At 48.4% G+C, this 13,579-nt stretch carries 14 protein-coding genes; 5 read left to right on the top strand and 9 right to left on the bottom strand.

The window, feature by feature from the left end:
• Positions 1-74: 74 nt before the first annotated feature.
• Both fabA and KP22_RS07315 read right to left on the bottom strand, forming a co-directional pair.
• Complete coding sequence (fabA, locus tag KP22_RS07320) at positions 75-593, bottom strand: bifunctional 3-hydroxydecanoyl-ACP dehydratase/trans-2-decenoyl-ACP isomerase (RefSeq protein ID WP_039298757.1); 519 nt, start codon at positions 591-593, stop codon at positions 75-77.
• Between the two features lie 91 nt (positions 594-684).
• Complete coding sequence (locus tag KP22_RS07315; protein WP_039298759.1) at positions 685-2,454, bottom strand: AAA family ATPase; 1,770 nt, start codon at positions 2,452-2,454, stop codon at positions 685-687.
• Positions 2,455-2,631: 177 nt separating this feature from the next.
• Here KP22_RS07315 and matP point away from each other — a divergent pair, with 177 nt between their 5' ends.
• Positions 2,632-3,090, top strand: a complete 459-nt coding sequence (gene matP, locus KP22_RS07310) for a macrodomain Ter protein MatP (RefSeq protein WP_039298761.1) — start codon at positions 2,632-2,634, stop codon at positions 3,088-3,090.
• 73 nt (positions 3,091-3,163) lie between these two features.
• Here the strand turns inward: matP and ompA are convergent, their stop codons facing one another.
• A complete protein-coding gene (ompA, locus tag KP22_RS07305; protein ID WP_039298764.1) occupies positions 3,164-4,258 on the bottom strand; it encodes a porin OmpA in 1,095 nt (364 codons plus the stop codon).
• Positions 4,259-4,620: 362 nt separating this feature from the next.
• On the bottom strand, positions 4,621-5,127 hold the full coding sequence (sulA, locus tag KP22_RS07300) for an SOS-induced cell division inhibitor SulA (RefSeq protein ID WP_039323302.1): 507 nt from the start codon (positions 5,125-5,127) through the stop codon (positions 4,621-4,623).
• Between the two features lie 224 nt (positions 5,128-5,351).
• Between sulA and KP22_RS07295 the strand changes: the two genes are divergently transcribed.
• Positions 5,352-5,972: a TfoX/Sxy family DNA transformation protein gene (locus tag KP22_RS07295; RefSeq protein WP_039323300.1), complete on the top strand. Its 621-nt coding sequence runs from the start codon at positions 5,352-5,354 to the stop codon at positions 5,970-5,972.
• Between the two features lie 15 nt (positions 5,973-5,987).
• Here the strand turns inward: KP22_RS07295 and yccS are convergent, their stop codons facing one another.
• Both yccS and KP22_RS07285 read right to left on the bottom strand, forming a co-directional pair.
• On the bottom strand, positions 5,988-8,123 hold the full coding sequence (gene yccS, locus KP22_RS07290; RefSeq protein ID WP_039298772.1) for a YccS family putative transporter: 2,136 nt from the start codon (positions 8,121-8,123) through the stop codon (positions 5,988-5,990).
• A gap of 20 nt (positions 8,124-8,143) precedes the next feature.
• Complete coding sequence (locus tag KP22_RS07285) at positions 8,144-8,590, bottom strand: YccF domain-containing protein (protein ID WP_039298775.1); 447 nt, start codon at positions 8,588-8,590, stop codon at positions 8,144-8,146.
• 186 nt (positions 8,591-8,776) lie between these two features.
• Between KP22_RS07285 and helD the strand changes: the two genes are divergently transcribed.
• Positions 8,777-10,834, top strand: a complete 2,058-nt coding sequence (gene helD, locus KP22_RS07280; RefSeq protein ID WP_039323298.1) for a DNA helicase IV — start codon at positions 8,777-8,779, stop codon at positions 10,832-10,834.
• 111 nt (positions 10,835-10,945) lie between these two features.
• Here helD and KP22_RS07275 read toward each other — a convergent pair whose 3' ends face one another.
• Positions 10,946-11,404, bottom strand: coding sequence for a methylglyoxal synthase (locus KP22_RS07275; protein WP_039323296.1), 459 nt, complete (start codon positions 11,402-11,404; stop codon positions 10,946-10,948).
• A 137-nt stretch (positions 11,405-11,541) separates the two neighbouring features.
• Positions 11,542-12,066 (bottom strand): DUF2057 family protein, encoded by a 525-nt coding sequence (locus KP22_RS07270; protein ID WP_039323294.1) that lies wholly within the window; start codon positions 12,064-12,066, stop codon positions 11,542-11,544.
• Positions 12,067-12,261: 195 nt separating this feature from the next.
• Between KP22_RS07270 and KP22_RS07260 the strand changes: the two genes are divergently transcribed.
• The gene (locus KP22_RS07260; protein WP_039298790.1) at positions 12,262-12,675 is read left to right on the top strand and encodes a CoA-binding protein; all 414 of its coding nucleotides are present in this window, start codon (positions 12,262-12,264) and stop codon (positions 12,673-12,675) included.
• A 78-nt stretch (positions 12,676-12,753) separates the two neighbouring features.
• Here the strand turns inward: KP22_RS07260 and hspQ are convergent, their stop codons facing one another.
• On the bottom strand, positions 12,754-13,062 hold the full coding sequence (gene hspQ, locus KP22_RS07255) for a heat shock protein HspQ (protein WP_039298793.1): 309 nt from the start codon (positions 13,060-13,062) through the stop codon (positions 12,754-12,756).
• A 230-nt stretch (positions 13,063-13,292) separates the two neighbouring features.
• On the opposite strand from hspQ, the gene yccX reads away from it, so the two are divergent.
• Positions 13,293-13,571 (top strand): acylphosphatase, encoded by a 279-nt coding sequence (gene yccX, locus KP22_RS07250; protein ID WP_039298795.1) that lies wholly within the window; start codon positions 13,293-13,295, stop codon positions 13,569-13,571.
• The last annotated feature ends 8 nt before the right edge of the window (positions 13,572-13,579 follow it).

The raw sequence follows: 13,579 nt of genomic DNA, 5'->3' as shown, positions 1-13,579 counted from the left end.
CGGTTGGATGCAATCGGATAAATGGAAGGGATAACGCGGGCGAAAAACGCTTCGCCCGCAGTGTCGTTTGGTGCTTAGAAAGAACTGGTATCTTTGAACAGACCCACTTTCAATTCGTCAGCGGCATAGATCTGTTGACCGTCAACCAACACTTCACCATCAGCAATACCCATTACCAAACGGCGATTGATTACGCGTTTGAAATGAATACGGTAAGTGACTTTCTTCGCCGTTGGCAGAACTTGCCCAGTGAATTTGACTTCACCTACGCCGAGTGCGCGGCCTTTGCCTTCGCCACCCAACCAGCCTAAATAGAAGCCGACTAGCTGCCACATGGCATCCAGACCAAGGCAGCCTGGCATCACTGGATCGCCGATGAAATGGCAGTCGAAGAACCATAGATCAGGCGTGATATCCAATTCGGCTTCTACATAGCCTTTGCCGTACTTACCGCCGTCTTCTGTCATTTTAACGACGCGGTCCATCATTAGCATGTTAGGGGCAGGTAACTGAGGGCCTTGTGGGCCGAACAGTTCACCACGACTGGAGGCAAGGAGGTCTTCTTTTGTATAGGATTCGCGTTTATCTACCATGGTCTCTGTAAGCCTTGTTTTAATAAAGCACGCAGATTAGCGTACACCTGTACGCTGAGCAAGTCTGTTGCGTCTGGTTGAACCAGTTGATTTAACGGAAAAACCAAGGGAAACGTCTACGTTCCTGCGGTAAAAGTTGTCCAATTCGCTCACGAATCGCTGCTAACAGATTTGGCTGCTGCTCATCGTCGTAAGCGAAATTAGTCAGTAATGACACCGCTTCCGGCGCAGTTTCTACTGGGAACAAATGGAATTTCCCTTCGCGTACAGCCTCAACGACATCTTCCTGTAAACAGAGATGACGTAGGTTAGTGGCAGGTAAAATCACGCCCTGAGTACCCGTTAGCCCACGACGCTGGCAAACCTCAAAGAATCCTTCGATTTTCTCATTCACACCGCCAATTGGCTGCACACGACCGAATTGATCGACGGAACCGGTAACGGCGAACTGCTGGTTGATTGGTCGTAAGGAGAGGGCACTGATCAGTGCGCACAACTCTGCCAGTGAGGCACTGTCGCCATCAACTTCGCTATATGATTGCTCGAAGACCATGGAAGCTGAGAAAGGAAGCTGTTGGTCAAGATCCAGTTCGGTAATCAGAAACGCTTGCATGATCATCATGCCTTTAGCGTGTAAATTACCAGCAAGTTCGGCTTTGCGCTCGACGTCAGTAAATTCACCATCGCCAGCGTGAACCACGCAACTGATACGTGTCGGCTCGCCAAAGGCAACGGGGTAGCCGGGGAATTCCAGTACGGAAAGCCCGTTAACCTGGCCGACGACTTCACCTTCCGTTTCGATCAGGATCTGGCCCAGTTCTATCTCATCCTGCATACGCTCACGAAGATAACCTTCACGCCATTGGCGAGCGGCCATCGCGTCAACCAGCGCCTGCTCCGTAATCTGACCATCTCTCGCGTACAGCGACGCGTATTTTAACTGACTGACTAGCCAGCGTGGACATAATGGCAAATTGCCCTGATCGCCGCTGTAGCGCACGGCAATATTGACTAATGCTGGCCAGGCATCCGCATCCAGCAGTGGCAGTTGATTTTCGCTGCATAATGCATTGATGTAAGTACACCAGCGCGCCATGTCGTCCGTTTCAATCAATTGCAGTTGCGCTTCGAACTCACCATAAATCGCGTGTTCGCCTAATTCCGGCTCCATATCATGAATATCTGCCAGACTTTCTCGGTCCCCTAGAATGATCAGACGGATATCAAGTGCCATTGGCGGCAAATCAACAGGAAGTGGTTTACGCTCGTCTGGCGACAGCCAGCGATAGAGGCCTTCTGCCATAATTTGTTTCAGACGCAGCCACATTAACGGCTGAGCCAGCAACGCTCTGGCAGACAGGATCAACGTACCGCCATTAACCTGATGAATCAGCCCAGGATGTAGTGTGATTTCATCGTGGAAATTGCGCACGCAGCCGAAGAGTTGCTCAGGTTCAATCCATTCTTGATAGCCACAAGACTGCTGTGCGGCAAAATTATCCGCAGGCTGTGTGGCGGGTTCGACCCGGATATGACGACCCTCAATGATATATTTACTGCCATGTATCGCCCCGGAGTCTGGCCTGATGGCGCTCAGCGCACGGGCGATCAATGCCATATATTCATCGTTCTCTTGCGCTTTCAATAGCATAAAGCGGGAAGGGGAACGAGGGTGGCAAAAGAGCGTCAGACTGTCTGCCAGACGCGACTGAATAGCGGAGAATTCAGCAGGAGCAAGCTGAGCTGCCTGAGTGAATAACGTTTGATAAGGCGTATTATTTGGCAGTAAATGCTGCCATGAGAGTCGGTTACTGGTCAAAGTATCAATATAATCGTCTAAAGGAAAAGCGTGATTATACAAGAATAATGCCGACTGCGCATAAGGAGAGTCATCAATCCGTCATCTTTCATTTGCTGAAGCTTAGGCCGTGTTTGGTTAATCGTCTTAAAAGCTATCGGAAAGGCGTCAGAAAGCGGTCAAAATCAAGGAAAACTGTTATGCTGAAAGTAACGTTACGCGGTCACTAAAGAATTTAATATGAAATATCAACAACTAGAAAATCTTGAGTGCGGATGGAAATGGAAATACCTGATGAAGAAGCATCGGGAAGGAGAGGAAATTACGCGTTTTCTTGAGCAAAGTGCCGCGGATGACGCTGTACAGGCATTGTTTAAAATGGAAAACCAGCCAGTGAAAGTGCTGGAGTGGATTGCGCAGTGTATGAATCCCACCTTAGAAAACCGGATGAAGCAGACGATTCGCGCGCGGCGTAAACGCCATTTCAACGCGGAACACCAGCATACACGCAAGAAATCGATCGATCTGGAGTATTTGGTCTGGCAACGCCTTGCGGATCTCGCTCAGAGACGTGGCGTTACCTTGTCAGAAACGATTGTGCAGTTAATCGAAGACGCTGAGCATAAAGAAAAGTATGCCAGCCAGATGTCGCTGCTCAAGCAGGATCTTAAGGCCATACTGAACAAAGAAGAGAAGTGATCGGTTTTTTATCATTTAGTGGCAAACAAGCATGAAAAAACCTCGCCGAAGCGAGGTTTTTTTCGTTAATAACTTAAGCCTGAGGCTGAGTTACAACGTCTTTGATGCCTTTAACTTCGATCTCTACGCGACGATCCGGTGCCAGGCAGTCGATCAGCGCAGCACGAGGTTTCACGTTGTCACAGGTAGAACCGGTAACTGGTTGAGATTTACCTAAGCCACGAGCAGAGACTTTGTTCGCAGGGATACCTTTAGATACCAGGTAATCAACTACGCTCTGAGCGCGTTTTTCAGACAGACCTTGGTTGTATTGCTCTGAACCCAAACGGTCAGTGAAGCCCAGAACAACAACGGAACCATCTTTTGGATCCAGAGAGCTCAACTGGGTGTACAGTTGATCCAGTGATTGCTGGCCTTCTGCTTTCAGCGTTGCTTTGTTGAAGTTGAACAGAACGTCAGATTTCAGGGTGAAACGCTTGGTTTCAACAACTGGAGCTGGAGCAGGGGCTGGTGCGGCAACTGGTGCTACACGGTCATCCTGGCCGAAACGGTAAGAAAGACCAGCACTGATAAGCATGTTGTCTGGACGAGCACCGACGGTGCCTGCATCACCAATGTTGCTTACCCACTGGTAGTCAATACGAGTAGCCCAGTTTTTGTCGATGGCATATTCAACACCGATTGCAGCCAGTGGGGAAACGCCAGTGTCGTCATTGCTGATGTCAGCTCTGGTACCGGTATTTACAGATGTGGCTGCATGGCTGTCAGCGCGCCATAACATACCACCCAAGCGGGTATAAACATCCAAATCAGGAAGAACTGGGTAGCTCAGTTTAGCAGCCAGTTGGATGCCTTGTGCCTTGAAGCTAGCGCTGTCATCGTTTGATGCAGTTGAACCAGCATACTTCATGCGGCCCAGCCAGTCATAGCCCAGTTCAAAACCCAGGTACGGGTTGGCTTGATAACCAACGAACGCACCAGCGCCTAACTTGCTTTTGATTGGGTTGTTGTTGACACCGGTGTAACCATTACCGTAGAAACCAGTATCGTGGAATTGAGACACACCCAGTTTACCACCGGTGTACCAGGTATTGTCTTTAGGAGCTGCTTGCGCGATGGTCGCGAAGCTAGCCAGTGCCACTGCAACTGCGATAGCTGTTTTTTTCATTTTACGCCTCATTATCATCCAAATCGGCAATTAACCTGGAGGGCTAATAAACCTTTGGTTAAAATCCTTTGGTTGGAGACTTTGCCCTTATTTATGACTCACTGTCAGTCAACTGACGTTATAAAAGAGCAACTCCAGCGAGTTAAAGTCTACAACGTGATGAGAAAGTTACAAGTATGATGTGATTTGCGTCATAAGAAAACCGCACGATTCATACATACTTGCTAACAAATAGTAGATGCTTTTGACAGAACTTACGTCCTTTGGCTGTATTAAAAACATCCAAAAAGCCCGCGGAATACCGTTCTGCGGGCATCGGCAAGGCATATAACTAGAAGGGGGTGAGAAAATTCTTAATTTACTTAATGATACAATGTCGAGTGAATTTTAAGGCTAGGAAACAGTCTATAGGCGCCCCCATCGATACCTTCTGACCGCATAATAAAGCCATACGTATTCCCTGTCTGAGCGGCGTGACGTAACCGAACCCTCTCTTCTTCCGTCAATTCGTGCGGTAACCAGCACAAAACGGCGCTGTAATTCCCTGTCAGTAACGCTCTTTCCATGGCATCAACCGTACACCGAGGGTTGATATGATGGAGTTGTACCATTTTATCCAGCGGTAACCCAGATTGCTGTACCCAAGGACGGCTCAATTTTTGCTGAGGCGAAAGCCACAGCAGCCAACGAGACTGCGTGCCTAACTGCTGCAAGAGCGGTAATAACAAGTGTGTGACTATGGGTTGATCGGCGTTGTATACGATCTCGCTGATAATCCCACCAGCGACAACCGAGGGTTCCGCAGTGTGTTGATTTGCAGAAAATGATGACGACTCGATGTTGTGAGAGCGGATTGATTGCGTACGCATAATGAGTTCTACCCATAGTGTTACTGTATGTATGTACAGTAACTACTGTGCGCGTGAAAATCAACCTGATTTTTTGAAAGCGCTTCGCATATTCCTTATGCAAGAGACAGTAAACACATTTACTGTTTGAAGCCGCATCGGGGCTGTGCTTAATTATTTGTTCCTGCAATAGATATTTTTTAATTGCTCAGGAAGAGATCATTTCAATACTAAGGATTATGGCAATGAAGCAATTATGCAAAAAAAGGATTTTGCAATCTCAGCAGTCTTTTTCATCTTTGGGAAACATCACTTCGCGCTCCCAATTTGGTGGCTACAGCATCGCAGCAAACAAAACAATTTTTGGACTGGTGTCGGAGGGAGAACTCTATCTTCGCGCCAGTAAGAAAGATGAAGAATATTTTCAGCAGCGTGATATGCCTAATTTAATTTATACCAAACGCGGTATGCCAGTCCCGTTGAACTACTTTCTTGTCGATGACGTATTATGGCAAGAACCTGTGCAGCTCTTGCATTTCGCCCGAATGGCGCTGGTGGGCGCACAGTATGATAAGGAAGTCAGAAGTACGAACGGGCGATTAAAAGACCTGCCGAATCTTAACCATGATATTGAACGTCTCCTGTGGAAAGCAGGAATAAAGAATGTTGATGAATTACAGCATTTTGGTGCGAAAAACAGCTACCTTGAGTTGCGAAAGGTTCGAGCTAATTTGAGCGTTAACGTACTATTGGCGCTTGCTGGTGCCATTTGTGGCACGCATCAGGCGGCACTTCCTCGTGGCATCCGCAACGAACTGTTGGAATGGTATAAAAACAACGCTGCGGTCAAAGGACCAAAGCACTAAGAAACAGCCCTGTTTCTACTGTGTAATCATGTCATTTTTTAGCTGTACGAGTTCGGGTAAGAGGCCGATGAGCAGTCCGACTTGCTGAATAATTAATGACTCTTTACTGTCTGATTCGGGTGAGAGGGATTGAATGCTGGCGGTAATGGTTTTCAATCCCTGATTGATATGTAAATTCTCCTCTTCGCCGCCATGTAGCGCGTCATCAACATAACACACTGCATCATCCAGCAATTGCAGCGTTTCCGACGATGTGATTTTTCCACGATGCGCGCCGAGCGTTGAGATATAACTTAGCAACGTATGATTCAGGCACATGAAACGAAATGCACTATCCAGCTTTTTCTTGGTTGTGTGGGGTTCAGAAGACATATTTGACACAACCGATGCCAGTTCTGCGTCACAGTTATGCGCATCGCGGCGGGCAATACGATAAGGCAGGCTATTATCCCTCCCCTGATGATACTGAATCATGATCGCATCAAGATAACGGCAGTTGGCATTTAATGTCTTATTGATAACGGTTGGTAAACCGCGGAAACGCCAGTCTGGCCAGATAAAGCTCACTGCCGCCCACGCGATGGCACACCCAAACAATGTATCGATAATACGCGGTACTGCGACTTCAAAGCCTTCACCCAATAGATTAAAACAGAGCAGGACAAGCAGCGTAATAAACATGGTTGCATGCGCGTACTGCACGTTGCGAAAGGCAAAAAACAGTACACCACTAATGACGATCAACGTCAGTTGTCCTTCCAGAGAAGGGACGAAATACAGAATAGGCAGGCCGAGCAAAATACCGGTCAATGTCCCGATAACTCTCAGCGTGAGCCGTCGCCGAGTGGCGTTATAGTTGGGCTGGCAAACGAACAAGCTGGTCAGCAGAATCCAATAGCCGTGTTGTAAGCCCGTAACCTGAATCAACGCATAGCCACTACAAAGTAGCACGGACATACGAATGGCATGGCGAAATAGCGCCGACTGAGGTGTCAGGTGGCGGCTAATGCGTAAGCGTATATCGCTCCAGCCTGTGATGTTATCATCTGCCAGCGTGTTTTCTGCGGTGTTTTCTTGCTCAATGGCCTGTTCGGATTCGATGGTCGACAACTGAGCATCAATGGCGCGCAGGTTGTTTAATAGATAAGTGAGTGCTTTGATTTGTGCAGCATCTGCCATACTGTTGCCCGCAATGCGCGTAATTGCAGATTCTAGATGCACGAAAGCCCGCTCAATGCGACTGTCGTGCTGGTATTTTTGGTGCAGCAGAATAGATTGTGATAGCTGCTGACAGGCTTTGGCCTGCATGCTCAGTAGGCGCTGAAAACGAAATAAAACGTCGCTATAGCGTAGCTTTTCACGCAACTGCGGATAGTAAACATGCGATGAGCTGGCTCGTTCATGAATATCCTGCGCGACAAAATAGTAGTGCAACGTTTGACGTGTTCCGCGCTGGCCACGATCGCCACGCAGACGCGTTAACAACGATGATTTGGTCTGATTGAGTGTCGCAACCAGTTGGCTATTTGCCATCGCGACATCAATTAAGGGCTTATCGGTTTCCTCTTCAATATCGGGATCGAACAGATTAGCTTTTGCATCCAGATAGCGGGCCAGTTGCTGATAACACTGTGCGAGGTTGTCCTGTAGCGGGCGGATTGGGAATATCAAATGGCCGAATAGCGTCAGCAAATTGTACCACAACGCTCCGATCAGCAGCATGATGGGTTGCTGATACCAGTTGTCGTAAAGGGATATGCCTAGCATGGTATAAATCGCGATCAGCAGTGCGCCGAATGCGATAGTTGCATAGCGCTGCCCCAATGCCCCTAGCAGGATAAAACCACAGGTCGACACTGCGAGACCAAGACCGAACAGCCAGGGATAGGGAAAAAGCAGTTCGATTGAAACGGAAGCGACAAAAAAACAGGCTAGCGTAATGAACAAATTACGCAGACGCCCAGTAAGGCGATCGTCAAGGTCGGTAAGAGCGGCCGCGACGACGCCAAGTGTGACGGGAATGGTTGATGTCGGTTGATCTAACCACCAGGGAACCGCTGCCGCCCCACTGAGAGCAATGAGGATACGAATGGTATACAGCCAACTGCTGTTATACACATAGCGACGAATTCCCGGGGCAAAGGTGAGCAACGTAATATCCTTAGATGCCGTTAGCGATAGTGGCGGCGAGCATTATTTTCCCGTGCGGCCTGCGCCAGTTCGACGGAAACCACACGACGACCTACCGGCCACAGCGCGATGGCCGCAATTTTAAAGTTGGCGATACCAACAGGAATGCCAATGATCGTAATGCACTGAGCGATGCCGGTAATGATGTGCGACAGACAAAGCCACCAGCCAAAGAAAATGAACCAGAAGATATTTAGCAGCGAGCCGCCTGCGCTGAGAATAGCGCTCTTTTCATCCGGGCGTAGCTCATCAACATGAATGGCTTCATTGCCATAAGGCACGAGCGATAGCTTGGTGATTTCCCAGCATGAACGCGTTAGCGGTAAGGTAAAAATCAGCAGCACGCTGACGACTGTTGCCAGAAGCCAGGCTAACGTGGTGAAAAAACCACCCAGTACGAAATTAAGGATGTTCAACACAGTACGCATAGTCTCTCCTGTACTTATTAAGGTAACCAAACTCGCTGATGGTAAAAGAATTATCACATTAAGCATCAGGATATCCTAACCTGTTTTTAAGGCTAGAGCGTGAAGTCCGATAACGGGTAAACTAGGGAACAGAGAAACGACAAAGCATAGACAAATATCCTCTCACATAGTCATGGCGCGAACATCATGGAACTGAAATCTACCTCGTTAGGTAAACATCTGGCCCAGCATCCTTACAATCGGGTGCGGTTACTGAATGCCGGTGTCGAAGTGAGTGGCGATAAGCATGAATACCTGATCCCCTTTAATCAACTGCTGAGTATTCACTGTAAAAGAGGCCTGGTATGGGGAGAGCTGGAATTTGAATTGCCGGCTGGAAAAGTGGTGCGTTTACATGGTACGGAGTGGCAGGAAACGCAGGCTTTTTACCGCCATCTTCTCAAATCCTGGCTTGACTGGAGCGAGGAGATGAGTCTAATCAGCGCTGAGGTTTTACAGCGCCAAACGGACAGTATTCAAACACTAACGCAGCAAGATAAATGGTGTAGTCGACAGGCTCTGTCAACATTGCAGAGTGCTATCCGTGATTCGCTGGCCGCGCTGCCTCTGCCGGTTTCCCGTTTAGAAACCTTTGATAACTGTCGTGATAACTACCAGCACTGCTTACGCTGGCTTGAGCAGGGCGATGAAATGCGCACTATGGCGAATCAGGCATGGATGGATCGCACGCTGGCGGCAGAGCAGCCTTTCTTTGAAACGGTTGAGAGCTCGCCATTAAATGTCTCGCAGAGTAAAGCCGTGATTAATGGTGAAGAGGGCGTACTGGTACTGGCGGGTGCAGGAAGCGGGAAAACTTCCGTGCTGGTGGCTCGGGCGGCGTGGTTAATGCATCGACAAGAGGCCACTCCTGACCAGATTTTACTGCTGGCATTTGGTCGTAAAGCAGCAGAAGAGATGAATGAACGCATCAACGAGCGGCTTCATACGGATGACATTCAGGCTAAGACGTTCCATGCTCTGGCATTGCACATCATCCAGCAGGCGAGTCGTAAAGCTCCGATGATAAGCCAGCTAGAAAGTGATGCAAAACAGCGTCGTGAATTGCTTGTTTCTCACTGGCAACAGCAATGTGCCGAGAAAAAAACGCAGGCTAACGGATGGCGACGTTGGTTAACGGAGGAGCTAGAGTGGGATATACCAGACGGTGATTTCTGGAACGATCAGAAGCTGGCTGGGCGGCTGGCTGGGCGACTTGAGCGTTGGCTAGGATTGATGCGTATGCATGGTGGCAGCCAAAGTGAAATGGTTGAACAAGCACCTGAATCCATCCGGACGGAGTTTCAGCAACGTATTCGCCTGATGGCACCGTTGTTGAAAGCCTGGAAAAAAGTGCTTAAGGACGAAAATGCGGTCGATTTCTCCGGCCTCATCCATCAGGCGGTGAATTTACTGGATAAAGGGCGTTTTGTGAGCCCATGGAAACACATTCTGGTCGATGAATTTCAGGATATTTCTCCACAGCGTGCGAGTTTGCTAGCGGCACTGCGCCGACAAAATAGCCGGACCTGCCTTTTTGCCGTAGGGGATGACTGGCAGGCAATTTATCGTTTTAGCGGTGCTGAGTTGGCATTGACGACGGCGTTTGAACAGCATTTCGGTGTAAGTGAACAGTGTGCGTTGGATACGACCTATCGCTTTAATGAACGGATTGGTGAAATTGCCAACACGTTCATACAGCAGAATCCATTTCAGTTAAAGAAACCGCTGAATAGCCTGACTAAAGGGGACAAAAAAGCGGTAACCATTCTGCCTCAGGAGCAGCTTGAGCCACTTCTGGATAAACTGAGCGGCTTTGTTAAGGCCGATGAACGCATTCTCATGCTTGCCCGTTACCACCATTTGCGCCCAGCAATGTTAGAAAAGGCGGCGACTAAATGGCCGAAGCTACATATTGATTTCATGACAGTGCATGCCAGTAAAGGGCAGCAGGCTGAATATGTCATTATTGTGGGGATGCATGAAGGGAAAGATGGTTTCCCTGCTCCGGCAAGAGAGTCTGTTATTGAGGCTGTGCTATTACCTGAACCTGAGGATTTCCCCGATGCGGAAGAACGTCGCTTACTGTATGTGGCGTTGACGAGGGCGAAACATCGCGTCTGGTTGCTACAGGACGTGATGAATCCGTCGGTGTTTGTTGAACATCTTCATCGTTTAGGGGTGCCGACGCAACGTAAGCCGGGATAGCTAAGTTGAACTAATTCGGCTGGGATAACTGAGCCAGGATAACTAAAGGGAAACAGCGGAGACCAGCGCGAGATATGCCGCACGCCGCTGGTCCATTTTGATGTACTGATATTATTTCAGACGATCTTGCAGGTAGCGCTGATAATCAGGAATGGCTATTTGAACCGGTTCTTTAAATAGCGCAGAGTTGACCAGGAAATCCGCCGTTGCACGGTTGGTCGCAACAGGAATGTTCCAAACGGTTGCGAGTCTCAGTAGCGCCTTTACATCGGGATCGTGAGGTACGGCGTTAAGAGGATCCCAAAAGAAAATCATCAAGTCTATTTTCCCTTCGGAGATCAGCGCACCAACCTGCTGGTCACCCCCCATTGGTCCACTCAGCATGCTTTTTACGGGCAGTCCAGTATTCAACTGAATCAGGTTCCCGGTGGTCCCGGTGGCGTAAAGCGAGTGCTCTGCGAGTTGTTGTTTATTCGTACCAACCCAATCCAATAAAGATTGTTTACAGTGGTCGTGCGCTACTAGCGCGATATGTTTTTGTGCGGCGATGGTACGGGTGGTGAACTCCATGGTTACGTCCTTCAATCTGGTGTAGTAAAGCTGACGCTAGGGTAGGGACAGATTACGGAAACGCTGTTTCAGTGCAAAGCGATAAAAGCTGGAAAAGGCGAACGGGTATCAAAAATCTGATGTGGCTGCGCGTAAAATCACCAGGTTACAGATTCATTCAGCACGCTAGCAAAACCTGCAACTGAAGCACCTTTAGCCGATGCGTTGTATTCCGACATTTTACGCTCTATATCGAGCAATTCATTATCAGCGATGACAAGCGCATCAGTACGTGCAGGGATAACCTGATTTTTTTCATCAAGAAATTGATATTGGGGAAGGTCGGTAAAGTTTTTGCGATCCTTAAGAGTTTGCAGCGGCGGCAGTTTAAATGACACCGATATCACTTTTTCTGTGTTGAATGTCGCAATAAATGTTGAAGGAAAATAGGTCGTTGGTGCACCGGTCTGAGCATCGACAGTATCGACAACTTTGAACAAAATCTGATGTTGCCCGCTGCCAAGTTCGAGGCTATCGGCACCTTTCAGCAACGAGCCTGACATTCTCTGCCCGTCAACCATCAGGAGATTGATCTTCTGATCTAATTTCAACGTTGTTGCCGCGATTGCTGAGGTACTTAAACCCGCAATAAAAAGGCAGGCAGTGATGAAGCCGAATTTCATAATTTTCCCAGATGGAACGTAATTTAAGTATTGTTGAGGAATTGTCTGAATGTGTCAAAGATTTCAATTTGAAACAGGCTGTTATGGCATTTTTCGTCCCGTACGGCATCAGGTTGCGGATTCTTTGCGCCATTTCCAGCTATTTCTTGAATGTGCGATACACTCTAATAAATCACGCAAGAGAGGCAGAAGAGGATGAATGACGGTGATATTGAATCTGTGCTGAAAACAGTAAAAACCATTGCATTAGTGGGTGCTAGCGATAAGCCATCCCGTCCGAGCTATGGCGTCATGGCGTACTTACTTGAGCAAGGGTACGACGTTATTCCCGTCAGCCCCAAGCTGGCCGGACAGACGCTTTTGGGTCAAGCTGCGTATGGCAGCTTAGCGGATATTCCTAAACCCGTTGATATGGTCGATGTCTTTCGTCAGCCGGAAGCGGCTTATGAGATTGCCAAAGAGGCGATTGCTATCGGTGCATCCGTTCTGTGGTTACAAATCGGTGTTATTAACGAGCAGGCGGCAATTTTGGCGCACGATGCAGGGCTGAAAGTCGTGATGGATCGTTGTCCGAAAATTGAAATCCCACGGCTGGGTTTGGGAAAATAAGTTGCAGACATTGGCGATGCTGAGTATCACAACATTGCCAATGCTGACTGTGGTGGTCAATATCTGCTTTGATGAGAGTTAATGGCGCAGTTGTGGTGCGCGGCGTTGAATGACCTCGGCCAATTCGTTTAGTGAAGGGTGATCGTGCTCAGAAAGCTCTTCCTTCATCAACTGTGCCTCCGCCAGATAAGTATGTATTGGTTGACCTTCGTCATCTTCCATAACAACGTGGTACCACGGCTCGGAGCGCGGTGTGTCATTGCCGCTAATTTCTTCCCAGGCGGGCGTTTCTAAAGAGTATTCGGGATCGATATCAATAATGACGCCAGGAAATCCCAGAAGTCTATGACGAATATGTTGTCCAATGCCAAATTTACTAATGATCATACAGCCCCCTGGAAATTGTTTACACTTTCTACTCGTTGCGGACTTTGCGGAGGGAGGACAACCGCATTCGATAACGTCTTGTAGCGTAAAGGGTTTTTGAAGCGATACTCCATGTGCTCGTCGTTGAATCACTGGTTAAACACACTATTAACAGTATGGTGTAAATTTTTAGAAGATACAGTCTGGCTAATGAAATGTTGTTTGGTTGCCTGTGCCGAGAAGGGGGAAAGATGGAAAAGATAGCGACAGCGGCTTATGTCTACGGTGTGGTTCAAGGCGTCGGTTTTCGTTACAGCACGCAATACCAAGCCACACAGCTCGGACTCAGTGGGTATGTGCGCAATTGTGATGATGGTAGCGTAGAAGTCGTGGCGAGCGGCGAGCTTCATGCAGTAGAGGCGTTGATTGAGTGGTTAAAGCAAGGAGGCCCTCGAAGCGCCAGAGTGGATAAGGTGCTTATTGAGCCACACGGCAAAACGGACTATAAAGGTTTCACGATCCGCTATTGATACTGAGG

Source organism: Pectobacterium betavasculorum (assembly GCF_000749845.1).
GTDB classification, from domain to species: domain Bacteria; phylum Pseudomonadota; class Gammaproteobacteria; order Enterobacterales; family Enterobacteriaceae; genus Pectobacterium; species Pectobacterium betavasculorum.
Note: the sequence above shows the minus strand (reverse complement) of the source record. Positions and strands in the feature narration are given on the sequence as shown.

Bases quoted from the DNA above. Each gene is read 5' to 3' on its own strand.
- KP22_RS07260 (WP_039298790.1), top strand. From the start codon at position 12,262: ATGAATGACGGTGATATTGAATCTGTGCTGAAAACAGTAAAAACCATT.
- KP22_RS07275 (WP_039323296.1), bottom strand. From the start codon at position 11,404: ATGGAGTTCACCACCCGTACCATCGCCGCACAAAAACATATCGCGCTA.
- matP (WP_039298761.1), top strand. From the start codon at position 2,632: ATGAAATATCAACAACTAGAAAATCTTGAGTGCGGATGGAAATGGAAA.
- KP22_RS07285 (WP_039298775.1), bottom strand. From the start codon at position 8,590: ATGCGTACTGTGTTGAACATCCTTAATTTCGTACTGGGTGGTTTTTTC.
- KP22_RS07295 (WP_039323300.1), top strand. From the start codon at position 5,352: ATGAAGCAATTATGCAAAAAAAGGATTTTGCAATCTCAGCAGTCTTTT.
- fabA (WP_039298757.1), bottom strand. From the start codon at position 593: ATGGTAGATAAACGCGAATCCTATACAAAAGAAGACCTCCTTGCCTCC.
- yccX (WP_039298795.1), top strand. From the start codon at position 13,293: ATGGAAAAGATAGCGACAGCGGCTTATGTCTACGGTGTGGTTCAAGGC.
- KP22_RS07270 (WP_039323294.1), bottom strand. From the start codon at position 12,066: ATGAAATTCGGCTTCATCACTGCCTGCCTTTTTATTGCGGGTTTAAGT.
- sulA (WP_039323302.1), bottom strand. From the start codon at position 5,127: ATGCGTACGCAATCAATCCGCTCTCACAACATCGAGTCGTCATCATTT.
- helD (WP_039323298.1), top strand. From the start codon at position 8,777: ATGGAACTGAAATCTACCTCGTTAGGTAAACATCTGGCCCAGCATCCT.
- hspQ (WP_039298793.1), bottom strand. From the start codon at position 13,062: ATGATCATTAGTAAATTTGGCATTGGACAACATATTCGTCATAGACTT.
- ompA (WP_039298764.1), bottom strand. From the start codon at position 4,258: ATGAAAAAAACAGCTATCGCAGTTGCAGTGGCACTGGCTAGCTTCGCG.